Annotated in this window: 20 protein-coding genes; 19 read left to right on the top strand and 1 reads right to left on the bottom strand. The window is 61.9% G+C overall.

Features of this window, described 5'->3' with window-relative positions:
• Positions 1 to 68 precede the first annotated feature (68 nt).
• The 14 genes from rlxS (at position 69) to FJ490_RS22795 (ending at position 16,687) form a co-directional block, all read left to right on the top strand.
• Positions 69 to 2,039, top strand: coding sequence for a relaxase/mobilization nuclease RlxS (gene rlxS, locus FJ490_RS22865; protein ID WP_064993429.1), 1,971 nt, complete (start codon positions 69 to 71; stop codon positions 2,037 to 2,039).
• A gap of 730 nt (positions 2,040 to 2,769) precedes the next feature.
• Positions 2,770 to 4,593: a glutamine--fructose-6-phosphate transaminase (isomerizing) gene (glmS, locus tag FJ490_RS22855; protein WP_064993430.1), complete on the top strand. Its 1,824-nt coding sequence runs from the start codon at positions 2,770 to 2,772 to the stop codon at positions 4,591 to 4,593.
• A 200-nt stretch (positions 4,594 to 4,793) separates the two neighbouring features.
• Entirely contained in the window at positions 4,794 to 6,824 is a 2,031-nt protein-coding gene (locus FJ490_RS22850) for a conjugal transfer protein TraG (RefSeq protein WP_064993431.1), read from the top strand.
• A 116-nt stretch (positions 6,825 to 6,940) separates the two neighbouring features.
• Positions 6,941 to 7,354, top strand: coding sequence for a CopG family transcriptional regulator (locus FJ490_RS22845; RefSeq protein ID WP_064993432.1), 414 nt, complete (start codon positions 6,941 to 6,943; stop codon positions 7,352 to 7,354).
• Complete coding sequence (gene trbB / locus FJ490_RS22840) at positions 7,351 to 8,319, top strand: P-type conjugative transfer ATPase TrbB (RefSeq protein ID WP_013533270.1); 969 nt, start codon at positions 7,351 to 7,353, stop codon at positions 8,317 to 8,319. Before FJ490_RS22845 ends, trbB begins: the two co-directional genes overlap by 4 nt.
• Before the next feature lie 11 nt (positions 8,320 to 8,330).
• Positions 8,331 to 8,639, top strand: coding sequence for a TrbC/VirB2 family protein (locus tag FJ490_RS22835; RefSeq protein ID WP_064993433.1), 309 nt, complete (start codon positions 8,331 to 8,333; stop codon positions 8,637 to 8,639).
• A complete protein-coding gene (locus FJ490_RS22830; RefSeq protein ID WP_064993434.1) occupies positions 8,639 to 8,911 on the top strand; it encodes a VirB3 family type IV secretion system protein in 273 nt (90 codons plus the stop codon). Before FJ490_RS22835 ends, FJ490_RS22830 begins: the two co-directional genes overlap by 1 nt.
• A complete protein-coding gene (gene trbE, locus FJ490_RS22825) occupies positions 8,905 to 11,346 on the top strand; it encodes a conjugal transfer protein TrbE (protein WP_064993435.1) in 2,442 nt (813 codons plus the stop codon). Before FJ490_RS22830 ends, trbE begins: the two co-directional genes overlap by 7 nt.
• Before the next feature lie 5 nt (positions 11,347 to 11,351).
• A complete protein-coding gene (trbJ, locus tag FJ490_RS22820; RefSeq protein ID WP_064993436.1) occupies positions 11,352 to 12,077 on the top strand; it encodes a P-type conjugative transfer protein TrbJ in 726 nt (241 codons plus the stop codon).
• A 28-nt stretch (positions 12,078 to 12,105) separates the two neighbouring features.
• Positions 12,106 to 13,428, top strand: coding sequence for a P-type conjugative transfer protein TrbL (gene trbL / locus FJ490_RS22815; protein ID WP_064993437.1), 1,323 nt, complete (start codon positions 12,106 to 12,108; stop codon positions 13,426 to 13,428).
• The gene (gene trbF, locus FJ490_RS22810; protein WP_064993438.1) at positions 13,429 to 14,160 is read left to right on the top strand and encodes a conjugal transfer protein TrbF; all 732 of its coding nucleotides are present in this window, start codon (positions 13,429 to 13,431) and stop codon (positions 14,158 to 14,160) included.
• A complete protein-coding gene (gene trbG, locus FJ490_RS22805) occupies positions 14,150 to 15,178 on the top strand; it encodes a P-type conjugative transfer protein TrbG (RefSeq protein WP_064993439.1) in 1,029 nt (342 codons plus the stop codon). Before trbF ends, trbG begins: the two co-directional genes overlap by 11 nt.
• Positions 15,179 to 15,191: 13 nt before the next feature.
• Positions 15,192 to 16,412 carry a TrbI/VirB10 family protein gene (locus FJ490_RS22800; RefSeq protein WP_064993440.1) on the top strand — a complete coding sequence of 407 codons (1,221 nt, stop codon included), beginning with the start codon at positions 15,192 to 15,194 and terminating at the stop codon, positions 16,410 to 16,412.
• A gap of 2 nt (positions 16,413 to 16,414) precedes the next feature.
• Entirely contained in the window at positions 16,415 to 16,687 is a 273-nt protein-coding gene (locus FJ490_RS22795) for a DUF2274 domain-containing protein (protein ID WP_064993441.1), read from the top strand.
• A 132-nt stretch (positions 16,688 to 16,819) separates the two neighbouring features.
• On the opposite strand, the gene hemN is transcribed toward FJ490_RS22795, so the two are convergent.
• Positions 16,820 to 18,142, bottom strand: a complete 1,323-nt coding sequence (gene hemN / locus FJ490_RS22790) for an oxygen-independent coproporphyrinogen III oxidase (protein ID WP_064993442.1) — start codon at positions 18,140 to 18,142, stop codon at positions 16,820 to 16,822.
• A 178-nt stretch (positions 18,143 to 18,320) separates the two neighbouring features.
• On the opposite strand from hemN, the gene FJ490_RS22785 reads away from it, so the two are divergent.
• From FJ490_RS22785 to ccoP, 5 genes are all read left to right on the top strand, one after another.
• Positions 18,321 to 19,070: a Crp/Fnr family transcriptional regulator gene (locus FJ490_RS22785; protein ID WP_064993443.1), complete on the top strand. Its 750-nt coding sequence runs from the start codon at positions 18,321 to 18,323 to the stop codon at positions 19,068 to 19,070.
• A 336-nt stretch (positions 19,071 to 19,406) separates the two neighbouring features.
• On the top strand, positions 19,407 to 21,035 hold the full coding sequence (gene ccoN / locus FJ490_RS22780; protein WP_064993444.1) for a cytochrome-c oxidase, cbb3-type subunit I: 1,629 nt from the start codon (positions 19,407 to 19,409) through the stop codon (positions 21,033 to 21,035).
• The gene (ccoO, locus tag FJ490_RS22775) at positions 21,026 to 21,757 is read left to right on the top strand and encodes a cytochrome-c oxidase, cbb3-type subunit II (RefSeq protein WP_064993445.1); all 732 of its coding nucleotides are present in this window, start codon (positions 21,026 to 21,028) and stop codon (positions 21,755 to 21,757) included. Before ccoN ends, ccoO begins: the two co-directional genes overlap by 10 nt.
• Before the next feature lie 10 nt (positions 21,758 to 21,767).
• Positions 21,768 to 21,917: a CcoQ/FixQ family Cbb3-type cytochrome c oxidase assembly chaperone gene (locus FJ490_RS22770; RefSeq protein WP_013533256.1), complete on the top strand. Its 150-nt coding sequence runs from the start codon at positions 21,768 to 21,770 to the stop codon at positions 21,915 to 21,917.
• Positions 21,918 to 21,919: 2 nt separating this feature from the next.
• Positions 21,920 to 22,783: a cytochrome-c oxidase, cbb3-type subunit III gene (ccoP, locus tag FJ490_RS22765; RefSeq protein ID WP_064993446.1), complete on the top strand. Its 864-nt coding sequence runs from the start codon at positions 21,920 to 21,922 to the stop codon at positions 22,781 to 22,783.
• The last annotated feature ends 56 nt before the right edge of the window (positions 22,784 to 22,839 follow it).

Below are 22,839 nucleotides of genomic sequence, written 5' to 3'. Positions count from 1 at the left end.
CCTCCAGCGTCAGGAGAACTTCGGAGCGCAAATGGCTGATTCGACTCTGTTCCAGGCGCAGGCCAAGCATGAGGGATGACGAGTTCAGACCGAAGCTCGGGAAGATTGGCTCCCGTGGTTCGAAGGCCGGCAAACGCTTTGCCGGCCAGGTGCGGGCGGCGATCAACCGAGCTGGTGGCCGGCCCCAGCGTGGTGGGCGCTTCGCGGGCAGCAGGATAGGCCGGGGTGGGGCGACGGCCGCGCTGCTGAAATCACGCGATCGCCATGCAGCCTTCCGCCAGCGCCGGGTCGTCGTCAAGGCGCGTGTCGTCAAGCTGGCCGGCAAGAGCGCGGACGGGGCGCGTGCGCATCTGCGCTACATCCAGCGCGACGGCGTCACCCGGGACGGCGCGCCTGGCCAGCTCTACGGCGCCGACAGCGATTGCGTCGCTGGCAAGGACTTCCTCGATCGTGCCGATGGCGATCGCCATCAATTCCGCTTCATCGTCGCACCCGAGGACGGCATCGAATTTGACGACCTCAAGCCACTGACGCGGCGGCTCATGGCACAGATGGAGGAGGATCTCGGCACGAAGCTCGACTGGGTTGCCGTGGACCATTTCAATACCGGCCATCCGCACACCCACATCATCGTGCGTGGCAAGGACGATCGCGGCGAGAATCTTGTTATAGCGCGAGAATACATCTCGAGCGGCATCCGCGAGCGCGCCGCCGAGCTGGTCAGCCTCGATCTCGGTCCGCGCACCGACCACGAGATCGAGCATCGCCTGCGCCAGGAAATGCAGCAGGAACGCTTCACCAGCATCGACCGCCGCCTGCTGCAGCTGCGTGACGACAGTGGGCTGGTTTCGCTGGATAGCCGCGACGCGTTTCGACAGACCTTGCACCAGGGGCGCCTGCGCAAGCTCGAGCGGATGCATCTGGCGGAAGAGATCGCCCCGCGCCGCTGGCGGCTCGACGACGGGCTTGAAGCGACGCTGCGCCGCATCGGCGAACGCGGCGACATCATCAAGACCTTGCATCGCGAACTGACGGGCAGGGGGATCGCCCGCAGTGCCGCCGACTGCGTGATCCACGATGGATCCGGCGAGCAGGCCGCCCCTGTCGTCGGCCGCGTTGTCGCGCGCGGGCTGGCCGACGAGCTCAGCGACCGGCATTACCTCATCGTCGACGGTGTGGATGGCAAAACCCGATACATCGACATCGGCAAGGGCGAGGCGACAGAGCCGACGCCCGACGGCTGCATCGTGCGTGTCACGCCGAGGAACACACAGCCCAGGCTGGTTGACCGCACAGTGGTCGAAATCGCGGCTGCCCATGACGGCCGCTACAACATCGACATTCATCTGAAGCACGATCCGGCCGCCACCGACCGCTTCGCCGATACGCATGTCCGCCGGCTGGAGGCAATCCGGCGCGCTATCGGGGGCGTGGAGCGCGAGCCCGACGGCACCTGGATCATCGCGCCGGATCATCTCGATCGTGTCGTCGCCTACGAGCGCCAGCAGGCCAGGACCCAGCCGGTCACGGTCGACAAGCTCTCATCGATGCCGCTGGAGCGGCAGGTTGGCTTTGACGGCGCGACCTGGATCGACAGCCAGCTTGTCTCCGAGGCATCAGAGAGGTTGCGCAATTCGGGCTTCGGCCGTGAAGTGCAGGAGGCGCGGAGCCGCCGGCAGCAGTGGCTGATCGCGCAGGGCCTTGCTCATGAGGAGCAGGATCGGATCATCTATCGCGCCAACATGGTTTCGATCCTCCGCCAGCGGGAGTTGAACCGTGTTGCCGGTCAACTGTCGGAAGAGCTTGGCCTGTCCTATGCCGAAACGCGGCCCGGTCATCGCGTAGAGGGCACGCTCCGCCGGTCAGTTGAACTCGCCAGCGGCAAATACGCCGTTATCGAGAAATCGCGAGAGTTCACGCTCGTACCATGGCGGCCGGTTCTCGAGCGGCATGTCGGCAAAGAGGTTTCCGGCCTGGTGCAGCGCGAGGGCATCTCTTGGAACATCGGTCGGCAAAGGAGTGGGCCCAACGTCTCGTGACCTGCGCAGCTATACGAACGCGGTCTGCCTTCGATCGGCCCGGGCAAGACTTCGACAAGGTGCTCCGAGCCTGCTTGCATCGGCAGCGAAAAATGGGGCTGATAGCCACCCGATTCGCATCGGCATCGATCTTTGATGCACGATCCCAAATCGACTGACGCAGACGACGGGAATGCGCTGGGCAGCAGAGGAAGGTAGCAATGCAAATGATCCTTAGGGCCATCGGCAGAGCCTGGCATTCGGCCTTGTCTAAGATCGACACAGCGCGGTTGCGGCGGCAGCGTCGGCGACTCGGCGACGTTGCCACGGCTGAATTTCAGCGGCCGAAACTCCGCACCGCCGAACACTCCGCGACTAAGTCGGCCACCGGGCCATCCTCTCCGCGACACGCGGCGGTCCCCATGATGGACAGCTTGCAGGGACAATCTGCGCGGCCGCGAAGGTCGAAAAAGCACTGAACATGGCCGCAAATTGCGCCAATCGCTGACGAATTTGACAGCTTACTAACTCTCCGAGACGGGTGAGTTGAGGTCAGGAGACCTGCAGAGCCGAGATCAACGATCCGTCTCGCCGGATGTCAAAAGACATGCTCGCCTATCCGCTGGCTGGATGGCAGCTATCCCAAAAATCGATTTTACCTGTTTTGCAGAATTCTACTACGGAGGCTGAGCGCTTGGCGCGTTCCCTTCGAGCCGACTGAGGCTACCGGGAAGAATTCGGAGACGAAGTCATGTGCGGGATTGTTGGCATTGTCGGGCATCAGCCGGTGTCGGAGCGGTTGGTCGACGCGTTGAAGCGGCTCGAATATCGCGGCTATGACTCAGCCGGCCTTGCCACCATTTGCGAGGGCTCGCTGCACTCCCGGCGCGCGAAGGGCAAGCTTGTCAACCTCGAGAGAAGGTTGAAGGAAGAGCCGCTGAGTGGGATCGTCGGCATCGCACACACGCGTTGGGCGACCCACGGCGCACCCACCGAGCGCAACGCGCACCCGCACATTGCGGAGGGTGTGGCCGTGGTTCACAACGGCATCATCGAGAATTTCGCCGAGTTGAAGGATGAACTCGCGGCGGCGGGCGCCGAGTTCCAGACCGATACCGACACCGAGGTTGTCGTACATCTCTTGGCACGATACCGCCGTGAGGGCATGGGGAGGGGTGAGGCAATGCATGCCATGCTGAAGCGCGTCAGGGGTGCCTATGCGCTTGCTGTTCTCTTTGAGGATGATCCGTCCACCATCATGGCGGCGCGCAATGGACCCCCATTGGCGATCGGTCATGGCGTCGGCGAGATGTTCCTGGGCTCCGACGCGATCGCGCTTGCTCCCTTCACAAATGCGGTCACGTATCTCGTCGACGGCGACTGGGCCGTTATCGGCAAGACAGGAGTCGACATCTTCAATTTCGATGGCCATCCCGTCGAGCGTCCGCGCCAGACTTCCCTTGCCGGGGCATATCTGGCTGATAAGGGCAAGTATCGCCATTTCATGGAGAAGGAAATTCATGAGCAGCCCGAGGTTGTCGCCCGTGCGCTCGGTTATCACACCAGCTTCGAAGGGAATCGCGCCGACACGACGTCTTGCATAGATTTCGCCGGCATCCCGAGCCTGGCGATCTCGGCTTGCGGCACCGCCTATCTGGCTGGACTTATCGCAAAATACTGGTTCGAGCGCTATGCGCGCCTGCCGGTCGAAATCGACGTCGCGTCCGAATTCCGCTACCGGGAGATCCCGTTGCCGCCGCAGTCGGCGGCTCTCTTCATTTCGCAGTCCGGTGAAACCGCCGACACGCTCGCATCCCTGAGATACTGCAAGGCGCGTGGGCTGAAGACCGGCGCTGTCGTCAACAGCCGGGAATCGAGCATCGCGCGGGAGGCCGACGCCGTCTTCCCGATCTTCGCCGGCCCGGAGATCGGCGTTGCCTCCACCAAGGCGTTCACCTGCCAGCTTGTGGCTCTAGCCACACTCGCCATTGGCGCTGCCAGGGCCCGTGGAACGGCAACGCAAGATGAGGCAAAGGCGCTCGTCACGAGTCTTGCCGAAATGCCGGGCGTCATGGGCCGGGTCCTGAACAGCATCAAGCCAGATGTCGAGCTCCTATCGCGCGAACTGTCAAAATTTCATGACGTCCTGTATATCGGCCGCGGCACCAGTTTCCCGCTGGCAATGGAAGGTGCGCTGAAGCTCAAGGAGATATCCTACATCCATGCCGAGGGATATGCGGCTGGTGAATTGAAGCATGGTCCGCTCGCACTGGTCGACGAAAACATGCCAGTGATCGTCATCGCGCCACATGATCGCTTTTTCGACAAGACCGTCTCGAACATGCAGGAAGCGGCCGCCAGAGGCGGTCGGATTATCCTCATCACGGATGAGAAAGGGGCCGCTGCTTCGAAACTCGACACGATGCACACGATCGTGCTGCCGGTAGTCGACGAGATTATCGCGCCAATGATCTTTGCGCTGCCGATACAGCTTCTTGCGTATCACACGGCGGTCTTGATGGGCAAAGATGTCGACCAGCCGCGCAATCTCGCAAAATCGGTTACCGTCGAATGATGGTCACGGCCCTTCGATAGAAATGCACTTCGGCTGAACGAGCAGTCGGACGTTATCGTCGAGGCCTTAATAGCTCCGGCTAATCCTTGTGACGAGCCCGGCGCTGCTCCTCATCGCACCTGGTCGTGCGTAGTGTGCATTTCAGTTCACATCGCGGCGCGCGATGCTTGCCCCGGTGTTCGAAACAGCGGAGCAAGCCAATGACGCCCACGAAGTTGCTGATTGGGCAGATCGTCGTCGTATTCGCAATCGTCATGCTCGGCGTGTGGACGGCCACGCAGTGGTGCGCGCACATGCTGGGCCATCAGCCGCCACTCGGCGCGCCGTGGTTTGTTGCGGCTGGCTGGCCGATCTACAAGCCGTGGAAACTGTTTGAATGGTGGTACCATTTTGACGCCTATGCGCCCGAGGTCTTCGATAAGGCCGGTGCGCTCGCCGGCGCGAGTGGGTTCGTGGGCTGTGCCGCCGCCATCGGCGGTTCGCTGTGGCGCGCGCGACAGCTCGGATCGGTGACGACCTATGGCTCGTCAAGGTGGGCAACGACTCAGGAGATCGTGACGGCAGGGCTGTTTCGGCCGGCCGGGGTTTTCCTAGGCAAGCTGAAGGATCGCTATCTGCGACATGACGGGCCCGAGCACGTCATGGCCTTTGCCCCAACACGTTCAGGCAAGGGCGTCGGACTGGTTGTTCCAACTCTTCTGTCCTGGACCGGTTCGGCGGTCATTCATGATATTAAGGGCGAGAATTGGCAGTTGACCTCCGGCTGGCGGTCGAAATTCTCCTATTGCCTTCTATTCAATCCAACTGATCCTAGGTCGGCGCGCTATAACCCGCTGCTTGAGGTACGAAAGGGTCCACAAGAGGTCCGCGATGTTCAGAACATCGCCGACATCCTGGTAGATCCGGAAGGCGCGCTGGACCGCCGGAATCACTGGGAAAAGACAAGTCATTCCCTCCTCGTCGGCGCCGTTTTGCACGTGCTCTATGCCGAAGAGGAGAAGACGCTTGCCCGCGTCGCCACTTTCCTGTCGGACCCGCAACGTTCCTTTTCCGCGACGCTGCAGCAGATGATGACCACCAACCACCTGGGCACGCCCGACAAGCCTGAGGTCCATCCGGTCGTGGCCTCGGCGGCACGTGAGCTGCTGAACAAATCGGAAAACGAGCGTTCTGGTGTTTTGTCGACCGCCATGTCATTTCTCGGGCTCTATCGCGACCCGACGGTCGCGGCGGCAACATCGACCTGCGACTGGCGCATTGTCGATCTCATGGATGCCGAGCGACCGATATCGCTCTACCTGGTCGTGCCGCCGTCGGACATCTCGCGCACCAAGCCCTTGGTGCGCCTGATCCTGAACCAGATCGGCAGACGCCTGACCGAGCGCCTTGAGGGCGATCCAAGCAGGAGTCGCAAACATCGACTCCTCATGATGCTCGACGAATTCCCGGCGCTCGGGCGGTTAGATTTCTTCGAGACCGCGCTCGCCTTCATGGCCGGCTATGGCATTCGCGCATACCTGATCGCGCAATCATTGAACCAGATATCCAAGGCCTATGGCGAGAACAGTGCCATTCTCGACAACTGCCACGTGCGTATTGCCTTTTCCTCCAATGACGAACGCACCGCCAAGCGCATTTCGGATGCGCTCGGCACCGCAACGGAGCTTAGATCGATGCGCAACTATGCCGGCCACCGGCTGGCGCCCTGGCTGTCGCACGTCATGGTCAGCCGGCAGGAAACGGCCCGACCGCTGCTCACTCCTGGCGAGGTGATGCAGCTGCCCCAAACCGACGAGCTGGTGCTGATTTCAGGGCTGCCGCCGTTGCGCGTCCAGAAGCTGCGCTATTATGAGGACCGGAATTTTACCGAACGCGTGCTACCTTCCCCGGTGCTGCGGGACAGCCCTTACGCAGACCGTCCGGCTTCCCGCACGGACGACTGGACTGGACGGGTGCGCAGCGTTGACGGTCGTCTGGCTGCAGGCGACGAAATTGCCGACGCGGCGATCGGGGACGAGGGCGGCGTCCAGCAGCAGCGCCATCCAGCTCTACCGGAACATCAAATCGTGCTTTCTCAAGAAGCTGAGCAGGACGATCTCTTCAAGTCTGTTGACGATGATAGCGAGCCGGTCGCCGACAAACGTGTCATGGATCGGACTTCGACGGCGGCCCGGGTCTACGGCCTCAATGAAGGAAGGGGCGACGACAAGGACATCGTGCCCGGCTTCTGAACGCTGCTTCCTGACGGCGTACCTCAGCGTAGGTAAGGGCGATAAGCGTTTTTGGGCATCTGGAGGATGCTTGTTCCCGTCGCCGGCGCGTAGCGCTGGCTGTTGGAACAAGCCACATGAAGCCCCGCCGCATTCGTCACCAGTTTCTGCTTGAGTTTGAGTTAAGCGAGAAGCTGGACAAACTCAGTCGTGATCCTTCGACCACCAAATCGGCGATCGTCGCCAAGGCAGTAGAAGCCTTCATCGAGCGGCGTGGCAAGAACGAGCTCGACCAACGCTACGGGGTAAGGCTCGACCGTCTTTCTCGCGACCTCGCTCATGTCAGGCGCGACGCCGAGATGACGATGGAGAGCCTGGCGCTCTTCATCCGCTTCTCGATCACGCTTCACGCCCACACGCCGGCCCCGGACAGGGTAACGCAGGCCATCGGCCAGGAGCGCTTCGACAAATTTGTCGAGCAGGTCGGCCGGCAGATCGCTTCCGGGAAGCGGTCGCTTGGCAAAGACAATGGCGGGGGAGAGGAAGGGTGAACTCTCATCCGGAAGCCGATCATCGCCGCCGCGCCATGCTGCGCACCGCCATGGGCCCGGCGATCACCAAAGCGCTTTCAGACCCATCGATCATCGAGGTGATGGTCAATCCCGACGGAGCACTGCGCATCGATCGGCTCGGGGAAGGCTTGGTCGACACAGGCGTGCACATCCATCCTACCGAGGCGGAGCGCATTGTCCGCCTCGTCGCTTCCCACGTGCGCGCCGAAGCGCATGCGGATAATCCGATCGTAAGCGCCGAACTGCCCTCGGGCGAGCGGTTCGAAGGCCTCCTGCCACCTGTGGTGTTGGCGCCATGCTTTGCCATTCGCAAGCCCGCCGCAAAGCTCTACAGCCTAGCCGATTATGTCGCCGACGGGGTCATGCTGCCGCTGCAGGCTGATGCGTTGAAGAAAGCCGTCCGCGAGCAGCGCAACATCCTGGTCGCGGGCGGCACTTCATCGGGCAAGACAACCCTTGCCAATGCGCTGCTGGCCGTGGTCGCCGACTGCCACGAGCGGGTGATCCTGATCGAGGATACGCGCGAACTTCAATGCGCAGCAAAAGACTGCGTTGCGCTGAGGACCAGGCGTGGTTCTGTCACGCTCGCCGATCTCGTGCGTTCGACACTGCGCCTCAGACCCGATCGCATCATCGTCGGCGAGATCAGAGGCGCGGAAGCGCTCGACATGCTGAAGGCATGGAACACTGGTCACCCAGGCGGCATCGCCACCGTTCACGCGAACTCGGCGCGGTCCGCCCTCTACCGCATCGAGCAGCTCGCACAGGAAGCCGTGGTCACCGTTCCCCGCCGGCTCATCGCCGAGGCGATAGACCTGATCGTCTTCATCGCCGGCCGCGGATCCTCGCGCCGCATCGAGACGATCGCCGAGGTCACTGGCCTCGACGGCAGTGGCGACTACGCCGTCACCCAGCTCACGCTTCCGCAACTCCAGCAACTCTGAAAGGTCACTTCATGCGCAAGAAGCTTCGCTTTCTCTGGGCCACCACGCTCGCGTTTCTTCTCACGTTTCCGGCATACGCCGCCGGCTCCGGAATGCCCTGGGAGCAGCCGCTGCAGCAGATCTTGGAATCTGTGCAGGGGCCGGTCGCCAAGATCATCGCGGTCATCATCATCATTACCACCGGCCTGACACTCGCCTTCGGCGACACGGCAGGTGGGTTCCGTCGGCTCATCCAGATTGTCTTCGGCCTGTCGATCGCCTTTGCCGCATCGAGCTTCTTCCTCTCCTTCTTCTCCTTTGGCGGCGGGGCACTCGTCTGATGTTGGCCGGAGAGCACCATATCGAGGGCTTTGAGGTTCCGGTTCACCGCGCACTGACCGAACCGATCCTGCTCGGCGGCGCGCCGCGAGCGGTGGCCATCTTCAGTGGCACCGTTGCCGCGGCCGTCGGGCTTGGCTTGCAGCAGTGGATTGCCGGATTGGTGCTGTGGATCTGCGCGCACACGGTGGCTGTCTTCGCGGCCCGCCGCGACCCGGATTTCGCCAGCGTGCTCGTCCGCCATCTTCGCCTGAAGGGGTGGCTCGCATGCTGAATCTTTCCGAATATCGGGGCAAGGCCGACCGACTTGCCGATCATCTGCCTTGGGCCGCACTGGTGGCACCGGGCATCGTGCTCAACAAGGACGGAAGTTTCCAGCGCTCATTTGGATTTCGCGGGCCTGATCTCGAGAGTGCAACAGAAGCCGAACTCATCGGCATCTGCGCGCGGGCCAACAATGCGCTCAGACGGCTCGGCTCCGGCTGGGCATTGTTCTTCGACGCCGAGCGCATCGAGGCGCTGGGCTACCCAAGCTCGCGTTTCCCCGACGCTGCGTCATGGCTGGTGGATGAAGAACGGCGCGCGGCCTTTCAAGGCAAGGTCGCGCACTACGAGAGCCGCTATCACCTAACGCTGACGTTCATCCCGCCGCCAGACAGCCAGGCGCGGGCGCAAAGCGCTCTGGTCGACTCGCATCATTCAGGAGGCGAGAGAGAGTGGCGCCAGGAACTGACGCGGTTCCGGGACGAGACCGGCCGCGTGCTGGATCTCCTGTCGGGCTTCATGCCCGAAATACGCGCACTCGATGATGCCGGGACGCTGACTTACCTCCACGGCACGATCTCCACCCGCCGCCATCCAGTCGCCGCGCCAAAAACACCCATGTATCTCGACGGCATCCTGGTCGATGCGCCGCTTACTGGCGGATTGGAGCCGATGCTTGGCAACCACCATCTGCGCACGCTCACCATCCTCGGTTTTCCGAATGTCACACGGCCCGGAATTCTCGATGCGCTCAACAATCAGGATTTCCCCTACCGCTGGATGACGCGCTTCATTCCGCTGGATAAGACCGAGGCCACCAGGACGCTCACGCGGTTGCGGCGGCAGTGGTTTGCCAAGCGCAAATCGATCGTGGCCATCCTGCGCGAGGTGGTGACCAGCGAACCCGTCCCGCTCGTTGACACCGACGCCGAAAACAAGGCGCTCGATGCCGACGCCGCAATCCAGGCGTTAGGCGGCGATCATGTCGGGTTCGGCTATCTGACGACGACGGTAACGGTTTGGGACGAGGACCATCAAGCCGCTGCGGAGAAACTCCGCGCGGTCGAGCGCGTCGTCAATGGCCTCGGCTTCGCCACGATCCGTGAAGGCGTGAATGCGGTCGAGGCCTGGCTCGGCTCGTTGCCCGGCCATGTCTATGCCAATGTCCGTCAGCCGCTCGTTCACACATTGAATCTCGCCCACTTGATGCCGCTTTCCTCGGTGTGGGCCGGCCCGGCGGCGAACGAGCATCTCGCCAAAGTTACACAGGCAGAGGCCCCGCCGCTTCTCTTCGCCTCAACCAGCGGGTCGACACCGTTCCGGCTTTCCACCCACGTCGACGATGTCGGCCACATGCTGATCGTCGGACCGACCGGCGCCGGCAAATCGGTTCTCGTTGCCCTCTTCGCTCTGCAGTTCCGACGCTATGCCGGCGCGCAGGTGTATGTCTTCGACAAAGGCAATTCAGCCCGGGCCGCAATTCTTGCCATGGGTGGCGAGCATCACGCGCTGCGCGCCCACGGTGCGCTTGCCTTCCAGCCGCTGCGCAAGATTGACGATCCGGCGATCCGCAGCTGGGCAGCCGAATGGATCGCCGGGCTGTTCGCCCATGAGAACGTCACCGTCACCCCGGAGGCGAAAGAGGCAATCTGGTCGGCACTCACCAGTCTTGCAACGGCGCCAGCGCAGGAACGCACACTCACCGGCCTGTCGGTCTTGCTTCAGTCCAACGCGCTGAAGTCCGCTTTGATGCCCTACACGCTCGACGGGCCCTTCGGCCGGTTGCTGGACGCGGACGACGATCGGCTGGCCTTGTCGGATGTGCAGTGCTTCGAGACCGAAGAGCTGATGCACAGCCAAGGCGCTGTGCTGCCGGTGCTCACCTATCTTTTCCATCGCCTCGAGGCGCGGTTCGATGGACGACCGACATTGCTCATGCTCGACGAGGCCTGGCTCTATCTCGACAATCCGCTCTTTGCGGGGCGTATACGCGAATGGCTGAAGGTGCTGCGCAAGAAGAACGTCTCTGTCATTTTCGCCACGCAGTCACTGGCCGACATCGCTGGCTCTGCAATCGCACCGGCCATCATCGAGAGCTGCCCACAGCGCATTTTTCTTCCAAATGACCGTGCCGTGGAACCACAGGCACGGGAAGCCTACGAGCGTTTCGGCCTGAACGAGCGGCAGATCGAACTGGTCGCGCGCGCCACGCCGAAGCGGCAATATTATCTGCAATCGCGCCGCGGCAACCGGCTGTTTCAGCTGGGCTTGGGTCCAATTGCGCTTGCGCTATGCGGCGCCTCCGATCCGGCCAGCCAGACCCTGATCGACAAGATCCTGTCGGAACGCGGACAGGACGGCTTTGCCTTTTATTTCCTGAATGCCCGCGGGCTCGATTGGGCCGCCGAGCTTCTCCGCCAATTCCCTCAACCAGACATGGAGTAATCGTCATGATGCGGCGCCGTTTCCTTTCCGGCCTGATCACCCTTTCCCTGATGGCCAAACCGATGGCCGACTATGTCCAGCCAGCCTACGCGCTCATTGTCTTCGATCCCTCGAACTACACCCAGAATGTGCTGACGGCGGCACGCTCACTGGAGCAGATCAACAACCAGATACAGTCGCTCCAGAACCAGGCGACCATGCTGCAGAACATGGCGCGCAACCTTCAGAGGCTGGATTTTTCTTCGGTAGGCCAGCTCACCGGTTCGCTGCAGCGGATCGACGGGCTCATGGACCAGGCGAGTGGCCTGAGTTTTGATCTGGACAAGCTGCAGGACCAGTGGCGCAATCAATATCCCGAAAGCTACGACGCCACGATCAAGGTCAGCGATGTGGCAAGCGCAGCGCGCGAGCGCTGGCAGAGCGCCATGCAGGCGTTCCGGCAGACGATGGGTGTCCAGTCGCAGATCCTCGAGAACGTCCGGGGCGATCGCGACCTGCTTGCTGATCTCGTCAACCGCAGCCAGGGTGCTGCCGGTGCGCTTGAGGCAAGCCAGGCCACCAACCAACTGATCGCGCTGTCAACCAAGCAGCAGATGCAGATCCAGACGCTGCTCGCGACGCAGTTTCGCGCGGAGGCGGAGGATGCGGCTCGCAAGGCGCAGTCCGAAGAAGCCGCACGCCAGACGACAAAGCGTTTCCTCGGCACCGGCACGGCCTATCCCGGCAACTGATCACCATATCTGTCACGAGGAAGGCGCAATGAACGACCTCGGGGTCATCGATCGCTTCATGGAGACTTTCATCCGCTATATTGACAGCGGGTTTGGTCTGCTGTCGGGCGATGTCGCCTTCCTCACCACGACCCTGATCGGCATCGACATCACGTTAGCCGGGCTCGCCTGGGCATTCGCCGGCGAGCCCAACATTCTCGGCCGCTTCATCCGCAAGGTGCTCTATGTCGGCGTCTTCGCTTTCATCCTGAACAATTTCAAGAATCTCGCCGACATTATATACCGCTCCTTCGCAGGGCTGGGCTTCAACGCTTCGGCCGCCAATCTGTCGCCCGACAGTCTCCTGCGGCCCGGACGTATTGCCGCCACAGGCTTCGAGGGCGCGTGGCCGCTGCTGGATCAGGCGAGCCAGCTTCTTGGCTTTCCCGAAATCTTCGGCAACGCGCTCACCATTTTCGTGCTGCTCGTGGCCTGGTTCCTGGTCATCATTGCCTTCTTCATTCTTTCCATCCAGCTCTTCATCACCATTCTGGAGTTCAAGCTCACCACTCTCGCCGGCTTCGTTCTGGTGCCCTTCGCAGTCTGGAACCGGTCGGCGTTCCTGGCCGAGCGCGTGCTCGGCAACGTGATCTCGTCGGGCATCAAGGTGATGGTGCTTGCGGTCATTGTCGGTGTCGGGTCCACGCTGTTCGGCGAGTTCGCTTCGGCGCTGCAAGGCAAGGAGCCGGATTTGGCCGCCGCCATGTCACAGGTGTTGGGGGCGCTGGCGCTGCTTGGGCTAGGTGTTTTCGGGCCTGGAATAGCGTCCGGTCTCGTCTCGGGTGCCCCGCAGCTTGGTGCGGGCGCTGCACTGGGTACGGCCGCGGCCGCCGCCGGTGCGTCACTCGTTGCCGGAGGCGCTGCGATCGCCGGGGTGCGCATGGCAGCTGATGGCGGGCTTGCCGCAATTCGCGCCGGCACCACGATCGGTTCGGCAGCTTCCTCTGCCTGGCAATTAGGGCGCGCAACCTCGCCTGACTCCGGCCTGTCCGGTGTGGCTGCCGGGATGCAGGGCGTGGCAGGTGCCGCCAGTGGCGCCGCTGTGCGAGCGGCACGATCTGCCGCGGAAACCTTCGGGCGCAGCGCTGATGCCGGGCGCCAGGCCGCATGGACCGCGACCGGCGGGTCTCCCATCGCCTCGATGACCGAAACTCCTGCGGGTCCGACCACCGATGCTGCCCCTAGCTGGGCCAGGCGCCTGCGTTCCCAGCAGTCTGCGCGAGCCCACCGCCACGCCACCATGCAGGCGGTGCGCGATGGTGACAGACCGGGCGGTAGCGCCAATCCCTCTCTCAACGACAAGGACGACTAGATGCTCTTCAAGCGATCCGTTCAACGCTACGGCAAGACACCCGAGCCCATCACACCGTACCAGAAGGCGGGCCAGCTGTGGGATGAGCGCATCGGCTCATCGCGGGTGCAGGCCCGCAACTGGCGGCTGATGGCTCTTGGCTGCCTGGCATTGGCAACCGGGCTCTCCGGCGGGCTCGTTTGGCAGTCAATGCAAAGCCGGGTTGTGCCCTACGTCGTCGAGGTCGACCGCTTCGGCGAGGCGCGCGCCGTAGCCTCGGCAATCCGGGACTACGAGCCGACGGACGCCCAGATCGCCTGGCATCTTGGCCGTTTCATTCAGAATATCCGTTCCGTTTCCACCGATCCGGTGTTGGTGCGGCAGAACTGGTTGGCCGCCTATGACTTTGCCAGCGACCGCGCCGCGCTCTTCCTCAACGAATATGCCAAGGCGAGCGATCCTTTCGGTCAGATCGGAACGCGAAGCGTGTCCGTCCAGGTGACCAGCGTGGTGCGGGCCTCCGGTAGCTCGTTCCAGGTCAAATGGACCGAGCAGGTCTTTGAGCGCGGCAGCCTTGCCAGCACGACCCGCTGGACGGCGATCCTCACCATTATGATCCGGCCGCCAAGCAATACAGACCAACTGCGCAAGAATCCGCTCGGCCTCTTCATCAACGCCATCGATTGGTCGCGCGAGCTCGACAGTGCCGCGCCGACCTCCGTTTCCCCCAAGGAGCCCGCCAATGACAAATAAAGCCCCATCGCTCCGTGCCGCGCTGATCCTGTCGGCCTCGGCAGCGGTGCTGTCCGCCTGCGCATCCAAGCCGGTGCCGCCGCCCGAGATTGCCTATGACGCTGCCGACTTCAAAGCAGCGTCGATCGAGAAGCCGCCAGAGAAACCGGTTAAAATCGTCGAGGTGCCAAAGCCGCTACCGCTTCCCGGCCAGTTGCAGCCTGACCCAGTCAAGTTCGCCGAGGACAAGCGCTCTCCTGAAGAACGCGTTGCCGATGCCAATAGGGCCGCAACTCGGCAGCCAACCAGGTATGGCTATGTCAACGCGGTCCAGGTCTATCCCTTCACCGATGGCGCGCTTTATCAGCTCTTTGCAGCGCCGGAGCGCGTCACCGACATCGCTCTGCAGCCGGGCGAGAAGCTGACGGCTGTGTCCGCCGGGGACACGATCCGCTGGGTCATCGGCGACACCGTCAGTGGCACCGGTGACGGTCAGCGCACCCATGTTTTGGTGAAGCCGTTCGCGCCCGAGCTTACCACAAATCTGGTGATCACCACGGATCGACGCACCTATCACTTGCAGCTCCAAAGCACGGAGAAGACCGCAATGGCGGCCATCTCTTGGACCTACAGCGAAGACCAGATCCTTGCGCTCTCCCGGCGAAACGTTCAGGCCGACGCTGCAACGCCGGTCGCATCGAATGTTGCGCTCGAAAATATCCGCTTCCGCTATTCGATCGCCGGCGACACACCGCCCTGGAGACCGACACGGGCCTTTGACGACGGCAGCAAAGTCTATATCGAATTCCCGCGCCGCATCGATCAGGGCGAGGCGCCGCCGCTCTTCATCGTCGGTGCTGACGGCGGCAATCAGTTGGTCAACTACCGCATGCGCGGCAACTACTACATCGTCGATCGCCTGTTCGCCGCGGCCGAACTGCGCCTCGGCGCCAAGCCGCAGCAGGTCGTGCGCATCTCAAGGATGGACGGCCGGCAATTGCCGCGTCGGATGCCACTCTTTGCCGGTTTCGGCAGGTGAGGGGAAAAGGCTCATGACCTATACGTCCCACTCCAATGCGCCGCCGAAACTCGATCCCGACCAGCTGCAGCTGCGCGCCTCACCCCGCGGTGCTGTGCGCTTCAGGCGGGGGGTGATTGTCGCGATCTCTGCCGCCGGATGTGGTGCCATTCTGGGCGTCATGATCATTGCGCTTCAGGGGCCGGCATTGCGATTCAAAGAGCAGGCGGAAGACCTCTACCATCCTGACCACAAGCCCACCGCCGAGGGGCTCGACAGCCTGCCCAGGGACTATTCCGGCGTCAAGCCGAAGGCCCCGGTGCTCGGACCGCCGCTACCCGGTGATCTCGGCCGCCCCATCCTCGAGCGGCAGCGCCAACTCGGAATTGCGCCGGGACAGGAGGTCTCCGCCGAGGATCAACGCCTTGCCCAGCAGGCGATCGAAGCGCGCGAGTCGCAAGTGTTGTTCCGGATCGACAATCGGCCCAAACCGACAGATCTCGCTGGCGGCGAGGAGAGTCTACAGCAGCGGCCTGAAGCGCCGCAATCCGGAGCGACAGCCGGGTCGGCTTCCGTTGCACCAGCCGAGGGCGATCAGAACAACCAACAGCGCAAACTGGATTTTGTCAGTCAGCGGAGCACAAGCGGAATCTACAATCCGCATGCGCTGCAGACGTCTGCCTCGCCCTACCAACTGATGGCTGGCAGCGTAATCGCGGCAAGCCTCATTACCGGGATCAATTCCGACCTACCCGGCCTCGTCGTCGCGCAGGTCACAGAGAATGTGCAAGACACAGTCACTGGCAGCATCTTGCTCATTCCACAAGGTTCCCGGCTGATCGGCACCTATGACAGCGTGGTGGCGTTTGGGCAAAAGCGCGCATTGCTGGTCTGGCAGCGAATAATCCTGCCGGACGGGTCCTCGATCGAGATCGATAATCTGCCGGCGACAGACACCGCCGGATATGCGGGGCTTGAGGACAAGGTGGATTTCCACACCTGGCAGCTGATCAAGGGGGTTGCGCTCGCGACCTTGCTTGGCGTGGGCACCGAATTGAGCCTCGGAGACAATGAAAGCGATCTGGTCAAGGCGATCCGCGAATCCGCCCAGCAGAACGTCAGTCGAGCCGGCCAGCGCATAACTGAGAAAAATCTCAACGTTCAGCCCACCATAACGATCCGACCAGGCTGGCCACTGCGCGTCATCGTGCACAAGGATCTCTTGCTGCGGCCATACAAGATTGAACGGGAGTGATTATGGCCAACTTGAAACTTGGCAAGCTTCCAGACCGAACGCCCTTGAAGATTACCATCACCGTCAGCGCGGACTTGAGCCAAGAACTCAACGCCTATGCTGCGCTCTATCGTCAGACTTACGGCGAGTCTGAAACAGTCGCGGAACTCATTCCTTTTATGCTGGCGGGATTTCTGGACGGCGACCGAGCGTTTGCCAAGGCCAGAAAAGAAGGTCTGGCGACGGCCAGCATCTCAGACGAATCGCGGTCTTTGAAAGCCTCAGATTCCGAATGACCGAAGCAGAGAGTCAGTCAAGTGCAATTGTGGCGCACCGTGCCTGTCAAACAAGGGTGTGCGCGGGCAACATCGTCTGGCAAATAGGTCACCGATGATGGGCCCTGCGCGGACCGCGACGCACTCGCTGGCTCAAACTGCCACGGAGTGCCTGGCCTTTCCCGTTTTGAGATATTTGTCGAACTTCGCAGCGACGCATCTGACAAAGGGACGACTTTCCAGCGGTACGACGAAACGATCGCCGTCGAGTTCAAGTCGGACCGACTTGTCGAGGGCCACGGTACTCGACCGAAGAAGGAGCTTCTGGCCGGCTTTGCCGAAGCGTTCCACCAAATCGACTGCCGAGAAGCCGAAATCGCACATCAGGCGCTCGATGATCCAACCGCGAGCGCGGTCGTCGTCGGAAAAAGCAATTCCGCGGACCGAAGCCAACCCACCGTCATCCACCATGCGGCCATACTCGGCGGTCGAAGGCATGTTCTGTACATAGCCTTGTCGGAATTGGCTGATGGATGACGGGCCGAGGCCGATCAAGGTTTCGCAGCGATCCTCGGTGTAGCCCTGAAAGTTGCGACGCAACATCCCCGCATGCGCGGCAAGCGCCAGCGCATCCCCCGGTTTGGCGAAATGGTCGAGCCCGATTGCTTCGTATCCTTGGTCGAGTATGGCGCGAGCTGCCAGTTGCGATTGGGCAAACCGCTCCTCCGGGCCTGGCAACCAGGCCTCGTCGATCATTGTCTGATGTTTCTTGAACCATGGCACATGCGCATAGCCAAAGAGGGCGATCCGGTCGGGCTCGAGCGTCAGCGCCTGCCTGACGGTGGACAAGACGCTCTCCCTGGTCTGGTGCGGCAAGCCGTAGAGCAGGTCCAGGTTAACCGACTCGACGCCGCGTGCCCGAACGCCGTCGACGACTGTCTTGGTCTGCAAGAAGATCTGTTCGCGATTGATGGCCTTCTGCACCTTCGGATCGAAATCCTGGACCCCGAGGCTGGCCCTCGTCATGCCGATTTCGGCAAGTGCGTCGAGGCGCGCTTCGTCCATATCGTTGGGTTCGATTTCGCCGCTGATCTTGGCGCCGGGAAGAAATGAGAAGCTGTTGCGCAGAACGGCTCCGAGCGCCACCATGTCCTGTGGTTTGAGCATCGTCGGTGAGCCGCCACCGAAATGGACGGCACGCACCCGGCCCTTGCCTCCGGCGAGACATGAGACGGTGGCGATCTCCGCATGCAGCGATCTCAGATATTTGGTGACCGGTTCATAGTGGCGTGTCTGCTTGGTGTGGCACGCGCAGAACCAGCAAAGCTTGGCGCAGAAAGGGATGTGCACGTAGAGCGATATCTCATCGTCCTCGCCGAGCGCCTCCAGCCAGCCACGATAAGCCGCAGCATCGACGCCCACGTGGAAATGCGGTGCGGTCGGATAGCTGGTATAGCGAGGGACGTTTTCGACAATCCGAGCAAGCTACTTTCGACTGCATGTCGTGGTCACCATGTGCACCGCTGGAACTCTTGACTGGTTGGCCGGCCAACGCCCTGATTTCGATCAAGTGCAGCTCGGACAAACTGCCGCAAGGATTTTTCTACCCTGGATTGCTACCCTGTCGGTGCTTGGAAGAGGATAGAGCGAGCGCATGACATTACGGCAGGGCATTCACAGTGCCGGCATTCCCGTTCTTTGCCGCTCTTGCGAGGGAAGGCGTCGCGGTATTTGCGGCGCGCTCGATCCAGACCGTTTGGCTGCGCTTGCCAGGAGTTCATCGCGGCACAAGATCGAGCCAGGAGTCGAACTGGTCGGCGACTGCGAGGCCGTCAACAGCTATTCGAATGTGCTTTCAGGCGTGGTCAAGCTGACGAAGAGCCTTTCGGATGGGCGCCAGCAGATCGTAGGGCTCCAGTTTGCACCGGATTTTCTGGGGCGACCCTTCAAGGTCGAAAGCGAGATCAGTGCGGAAGCGGCAACCGTTGTCACGCTGTGTTCGTTCCCCAAGGCAGCCCTCGAACGGATGGTGAAGGAATCACCGGAACTCGAGCATCGCCTGCTCAAGCAGGCGCTGGACGAACTTGACGCAGCACGCGAATGGATGGTGACGCTCGGGCGCAAGACGGCATCGGAAAAGGTGGCGAGTTTTCTTGTCATGCTCGCCCTGAACATGGATTCCAGTGTTGATCCGGCCGCTATCTCGGCGTCCTTCGATCTGCCACTGACTCGTGCCGACATCTCTGATTTCCTTGGCCTGACGAATGAGACCGTGAGCCGCCAGCTGACTCGATTGCGAGCTGAAGGCGTGATCCGGATCGACAACAAGCGCCATGTGAGGGTGGAGAGCGTCGGCCGGCTGGAGCAGCGTTGCGGCGGCCGAAGGCCGCGGCAGTTTGGATAAGCCCAAGCGGCGGGCTCTGCGCCGCCAACTCGAATCCGCGGCAGGACATGCTGCGTTCGAGCACAATGTATTGCTGTAGCCTCGAGAACCCCGGTAGCATAGACCCAAGAGCATCAGCGACCCTTGTCGGATAGCAAGGCAGCCGGCAAGAGTTCCGCAAAGCTCGCCGGCCGCGCTTCGACATACCCGCCCGCCCCAACGTCCGCTCTGATTTGCGCAAACTCGATTCTACCAAACAAACCTGGCACCTGACATGGATCAGGGCGGGCAGAGGGCAGCTGCGCAATTGATGCCGAGCGGATTTGGCGTGCGCCCGATTCGGGATCAGGATTTGCGATGAAATTCGGCACAGCGATCGTCGTGGTGGGCTTTTTTGCCTTTGCAGCCCTGGTGGCTGCTGGCTTCGGCATTGATGGACCTTTCCGCCAGCATATGGGGGTGCTGTCTTTTGCCCTTATTGCCTTTATCGGGATCTTGTTGCGCAACTCGGAGTTCAAGCCGGCCGCTCCGATCGACCCGTCCGCCTATATGGACGGTCCGATCCGCTACGGCGCCATCGCCACGATGTTCTGGGGCGTCGTCGGCATGCTGGTCGGCGTCGTTATCGCGCTGCAGCTGGCCTACCCCGATCTCAACGTTCAGCCTTGGTTCAATTTCGGCCGCTTGCGGCCGCTGCACACGTCCGGGGTCGTCTTCGCCTTCGGCGGCAACGCGCTGCTGTGCACGTCATTGTACGTCGTGCAACGCACTTGCCGCGCTCGCCTGTTCGGCGGCGATCTCGCCTGGTTCGTCTTTTGGGGCTACCAGCTTTTCATTGTCATGGCCGCGACAGGCTACCTGCTCGGCATCACCGAGAGCCGCGAATACGCCGAACCGGAATGGTATGTCGACGTCTGGCTGACCATCGTCTGGGTCGCCTACCTCATCCTGTTCCTCGGCACGATCCTGAAGCGCAAGGAACCGCACATCTACGTCGCCAACTGGTTCTACCTCTCCTTCATCGTGACCATCGCGATGCTGCATGTGGTCAACAACCTGTCGATGCCGGTCTCTTTCCTCGGTTCCAAGAGTTACTCCGCCTTTTCCGGCGTCCAGGACGCGCTGACGCAGTGGTGGTACGGCCACAACGCCGTCGGCTTCTTCCTCACCGCCGGCTTCCTCGGCATGATGTATTATTTCGTGCCCAAGCAGGCGAACCGGCCAGTCTATTCCTACCGGCTCTCGATCATCCATTTCTGGGCACTGATCTTCCTGTACATCTGGGCCGGGCCGCACCACCTGCATTTCACCGCTCTGCCCGACTGGGCACAGACGCTCGGCATGGTGTTCTCGATCATGCTGTGGATGCCGTCCTGGGGCGGCATGATCAACGGCTTGATGACGCTGTCCGGAGCCTGGGACAAGTTGCGCACCGACCCGATCATCCGCATGATGGTGATGGCCGTCGCCTTCTACGGCATGTCGACCTTCGAAGGCCCGGTGATGGCTATCAAGGCGGTCAACTCGCTGTCCCATTATACCGACTGGACAATTGGTCACGTGCACTCCGGTGCACTCGGCTGGGTCGGCATGATCTCGTTCGGCGCGATCTACTACATGGTACCGAAGCTCTGGAACCGTAACCGGCTCTATTCGCTGCGGCTGGTTACCTGGCACTTCTGGCTGGCGACGCTCGGCATCGTCGTCTACGCCGCCGCCATGTGGGTGTCCGGCATCACGCAGGGCCTGATGTGGCGCGAATACGACGGGCAGGGCTTCCTGGTCTACTCCTTCGCCGAGACCGTCGCTGCCATGCGCCCCTACTACGTCATGCGCGCCATAGGCGGCGCCATGTATCTCTCGGGCGCCCTGATCATGGCCTGGAACATCGCGATGACAATCCTCGGCCGTCAACGCGAGGAGAGGCCGATGTCGGGTGCCGCGCCTGTCATTCAGCCTGCCAGGGAGCCAAACCAATGGGCTTGATCGACAAACATGCCATTATCGAGAAGAACGCCACGCTTCTTCTCGTAGGCTCCCTTCTTGTCGTGACTGTCGGCGGTATCGTCGAAATCGCGCCGCTCTTCTATCTCGACAACACGATCGAGAAGGTGGAAGGCATGCGTCCGTACTCGCCGCTCGAGCTCGTCGGGCGCAACATCTATGTGCGCGAGGGCTGCTACCTCTGCCACAGCCAGATGATCAGGCCGTTCCGCGACGAGGTCGAGCGCTACGGCCACTACAGCCTGGCCGCCGAGTCAATGTACGATCACCCCTTCCAATGGGGATCGAAGCGGACGGGGCCGGATCTGGCCCGGGTCGGTGACCGCTACTCGAACGCCTGGCATGTCGCCCATCTTTCGGATCCGCGTTCCGTTGTGCCGGAATCCATCATGCCCAGCTACGCCTTCCTGAAGGACGCGCCGATCGAGGTGAAGGACTTCTCGACGCATCTGGTCGCCAACCGGCGGGTCGGCGTTCCCTACAACGATGACATGGTCGCCAACGCCAACGCCGATCTGATGGCGCAGGCTGATCCCAACGCCGACACATCAGGTCTTGAGGCCCGTTATCCCAAGGCCAAGATCGGCGACTTCGACGGCAACCCGCAACAGGTCACCGAAATGGATGCGCTCGTTGCGTATCTGCAGATGCTCGGCACGCTGGTCGATTTTAAGAACTACGACGAAGGCGCCGGTTACCGCTGAGGAGTTTTCCATGAATTACAATCTTATGCGGGAGTTTGCCGACAGCTGGGGTCTGGTTGCCATGGCGCTTTTCTTTGCGGGGGCAAGTGTCTTCGTCCTGCGTCCCGGCAGCCGTAAGTTGGCGGACGAAGCTGCCCGAATTCCGCTTCAGGACGAGTGATCATGAGCGAGGAGCACATCGATGAAGTCTCTGGGGTCTCGACCACCGGCCACGAATGGGATGGCATCCGCGAGCTGAACAACCCGCTTCCGCGTTGGTGGATCACCATCTTCTACGTCACCATCGTGTGGGCGATCGGCTACACAATCGCCTATCCCGCATGGCCACTGCTGCATTCGGCGACGACGGGTGTTCTCGGCTATTCGAGCCGCAATGACGTCAAGAACGAACTGGCGGATGCGGAAGCAGCGAAGAGCAAATACCTCGCGGCGGTGAAGTCGAAAAGTGTCTCGGAGATCGCTGCGGACGATGCCTTGCGCGAATTCGCCATCGCCGCCGGCGGCGCCGCATTCAAGGTCAACTGCACGCAGTGCCACGGCTCCGGCGCCCAAGGTTCCAAGGGCTTTCCCAACCTAAACGACGACGACTGGCTGTGGGGCGGCAAGGCCGAGCAGATCCAGCAGACGATCACCCATGGCATCCGCTTCGCTTCGGATCCGGACACGCGCCTGTCGGAAATGCCGGCGTTCGGGGACATCATCACCGCCGACGAGATCAAGCAGGTTAGCGCATATGTCGTCAGCCTCTCTGGCAAGGTCGCCGATGCAAGTCTGATCCAATCCGGTGCCAAAGTCTTTTCCGACAATTGCGTCGCCTGTCATGGTGAGAACGCGGAAGGGAACAGGGAATTTGGGGGCCCCAACCTCACCGACGCCATTTGGCTGCACGGGGCCGGCGAGGCAGCGGTCGCAGCCCAGGTCCGCGCGCCAAAGGAAGGTGTCATGCCGGCCTGGCTCGGCCGTCTCGGCGAGATCAAAGTCAAGGAGCTTGCGGTTTATGTCCATTCGCTTGGCGGCGGAGAATAGGAAGGCAAGGCCTATTCTCGGCCTCCCCCTGCCAAGCGACGGGGCCCGGCGCAAGC

Origin of the sequence: Mesorhizobium sp. B2-5-11 (assembly GCF_006440835.1) — a bacterium.
Classification (GTDB): domain Bacteria; phylum Pseudomonadota; class Alphaproteobacteria; order Rhizobiales; family Rhizobiaceae; genus Mesorhizobium.
This window is presented reverse-complemented; position numbering and strand designations above follow the sequence as displayed.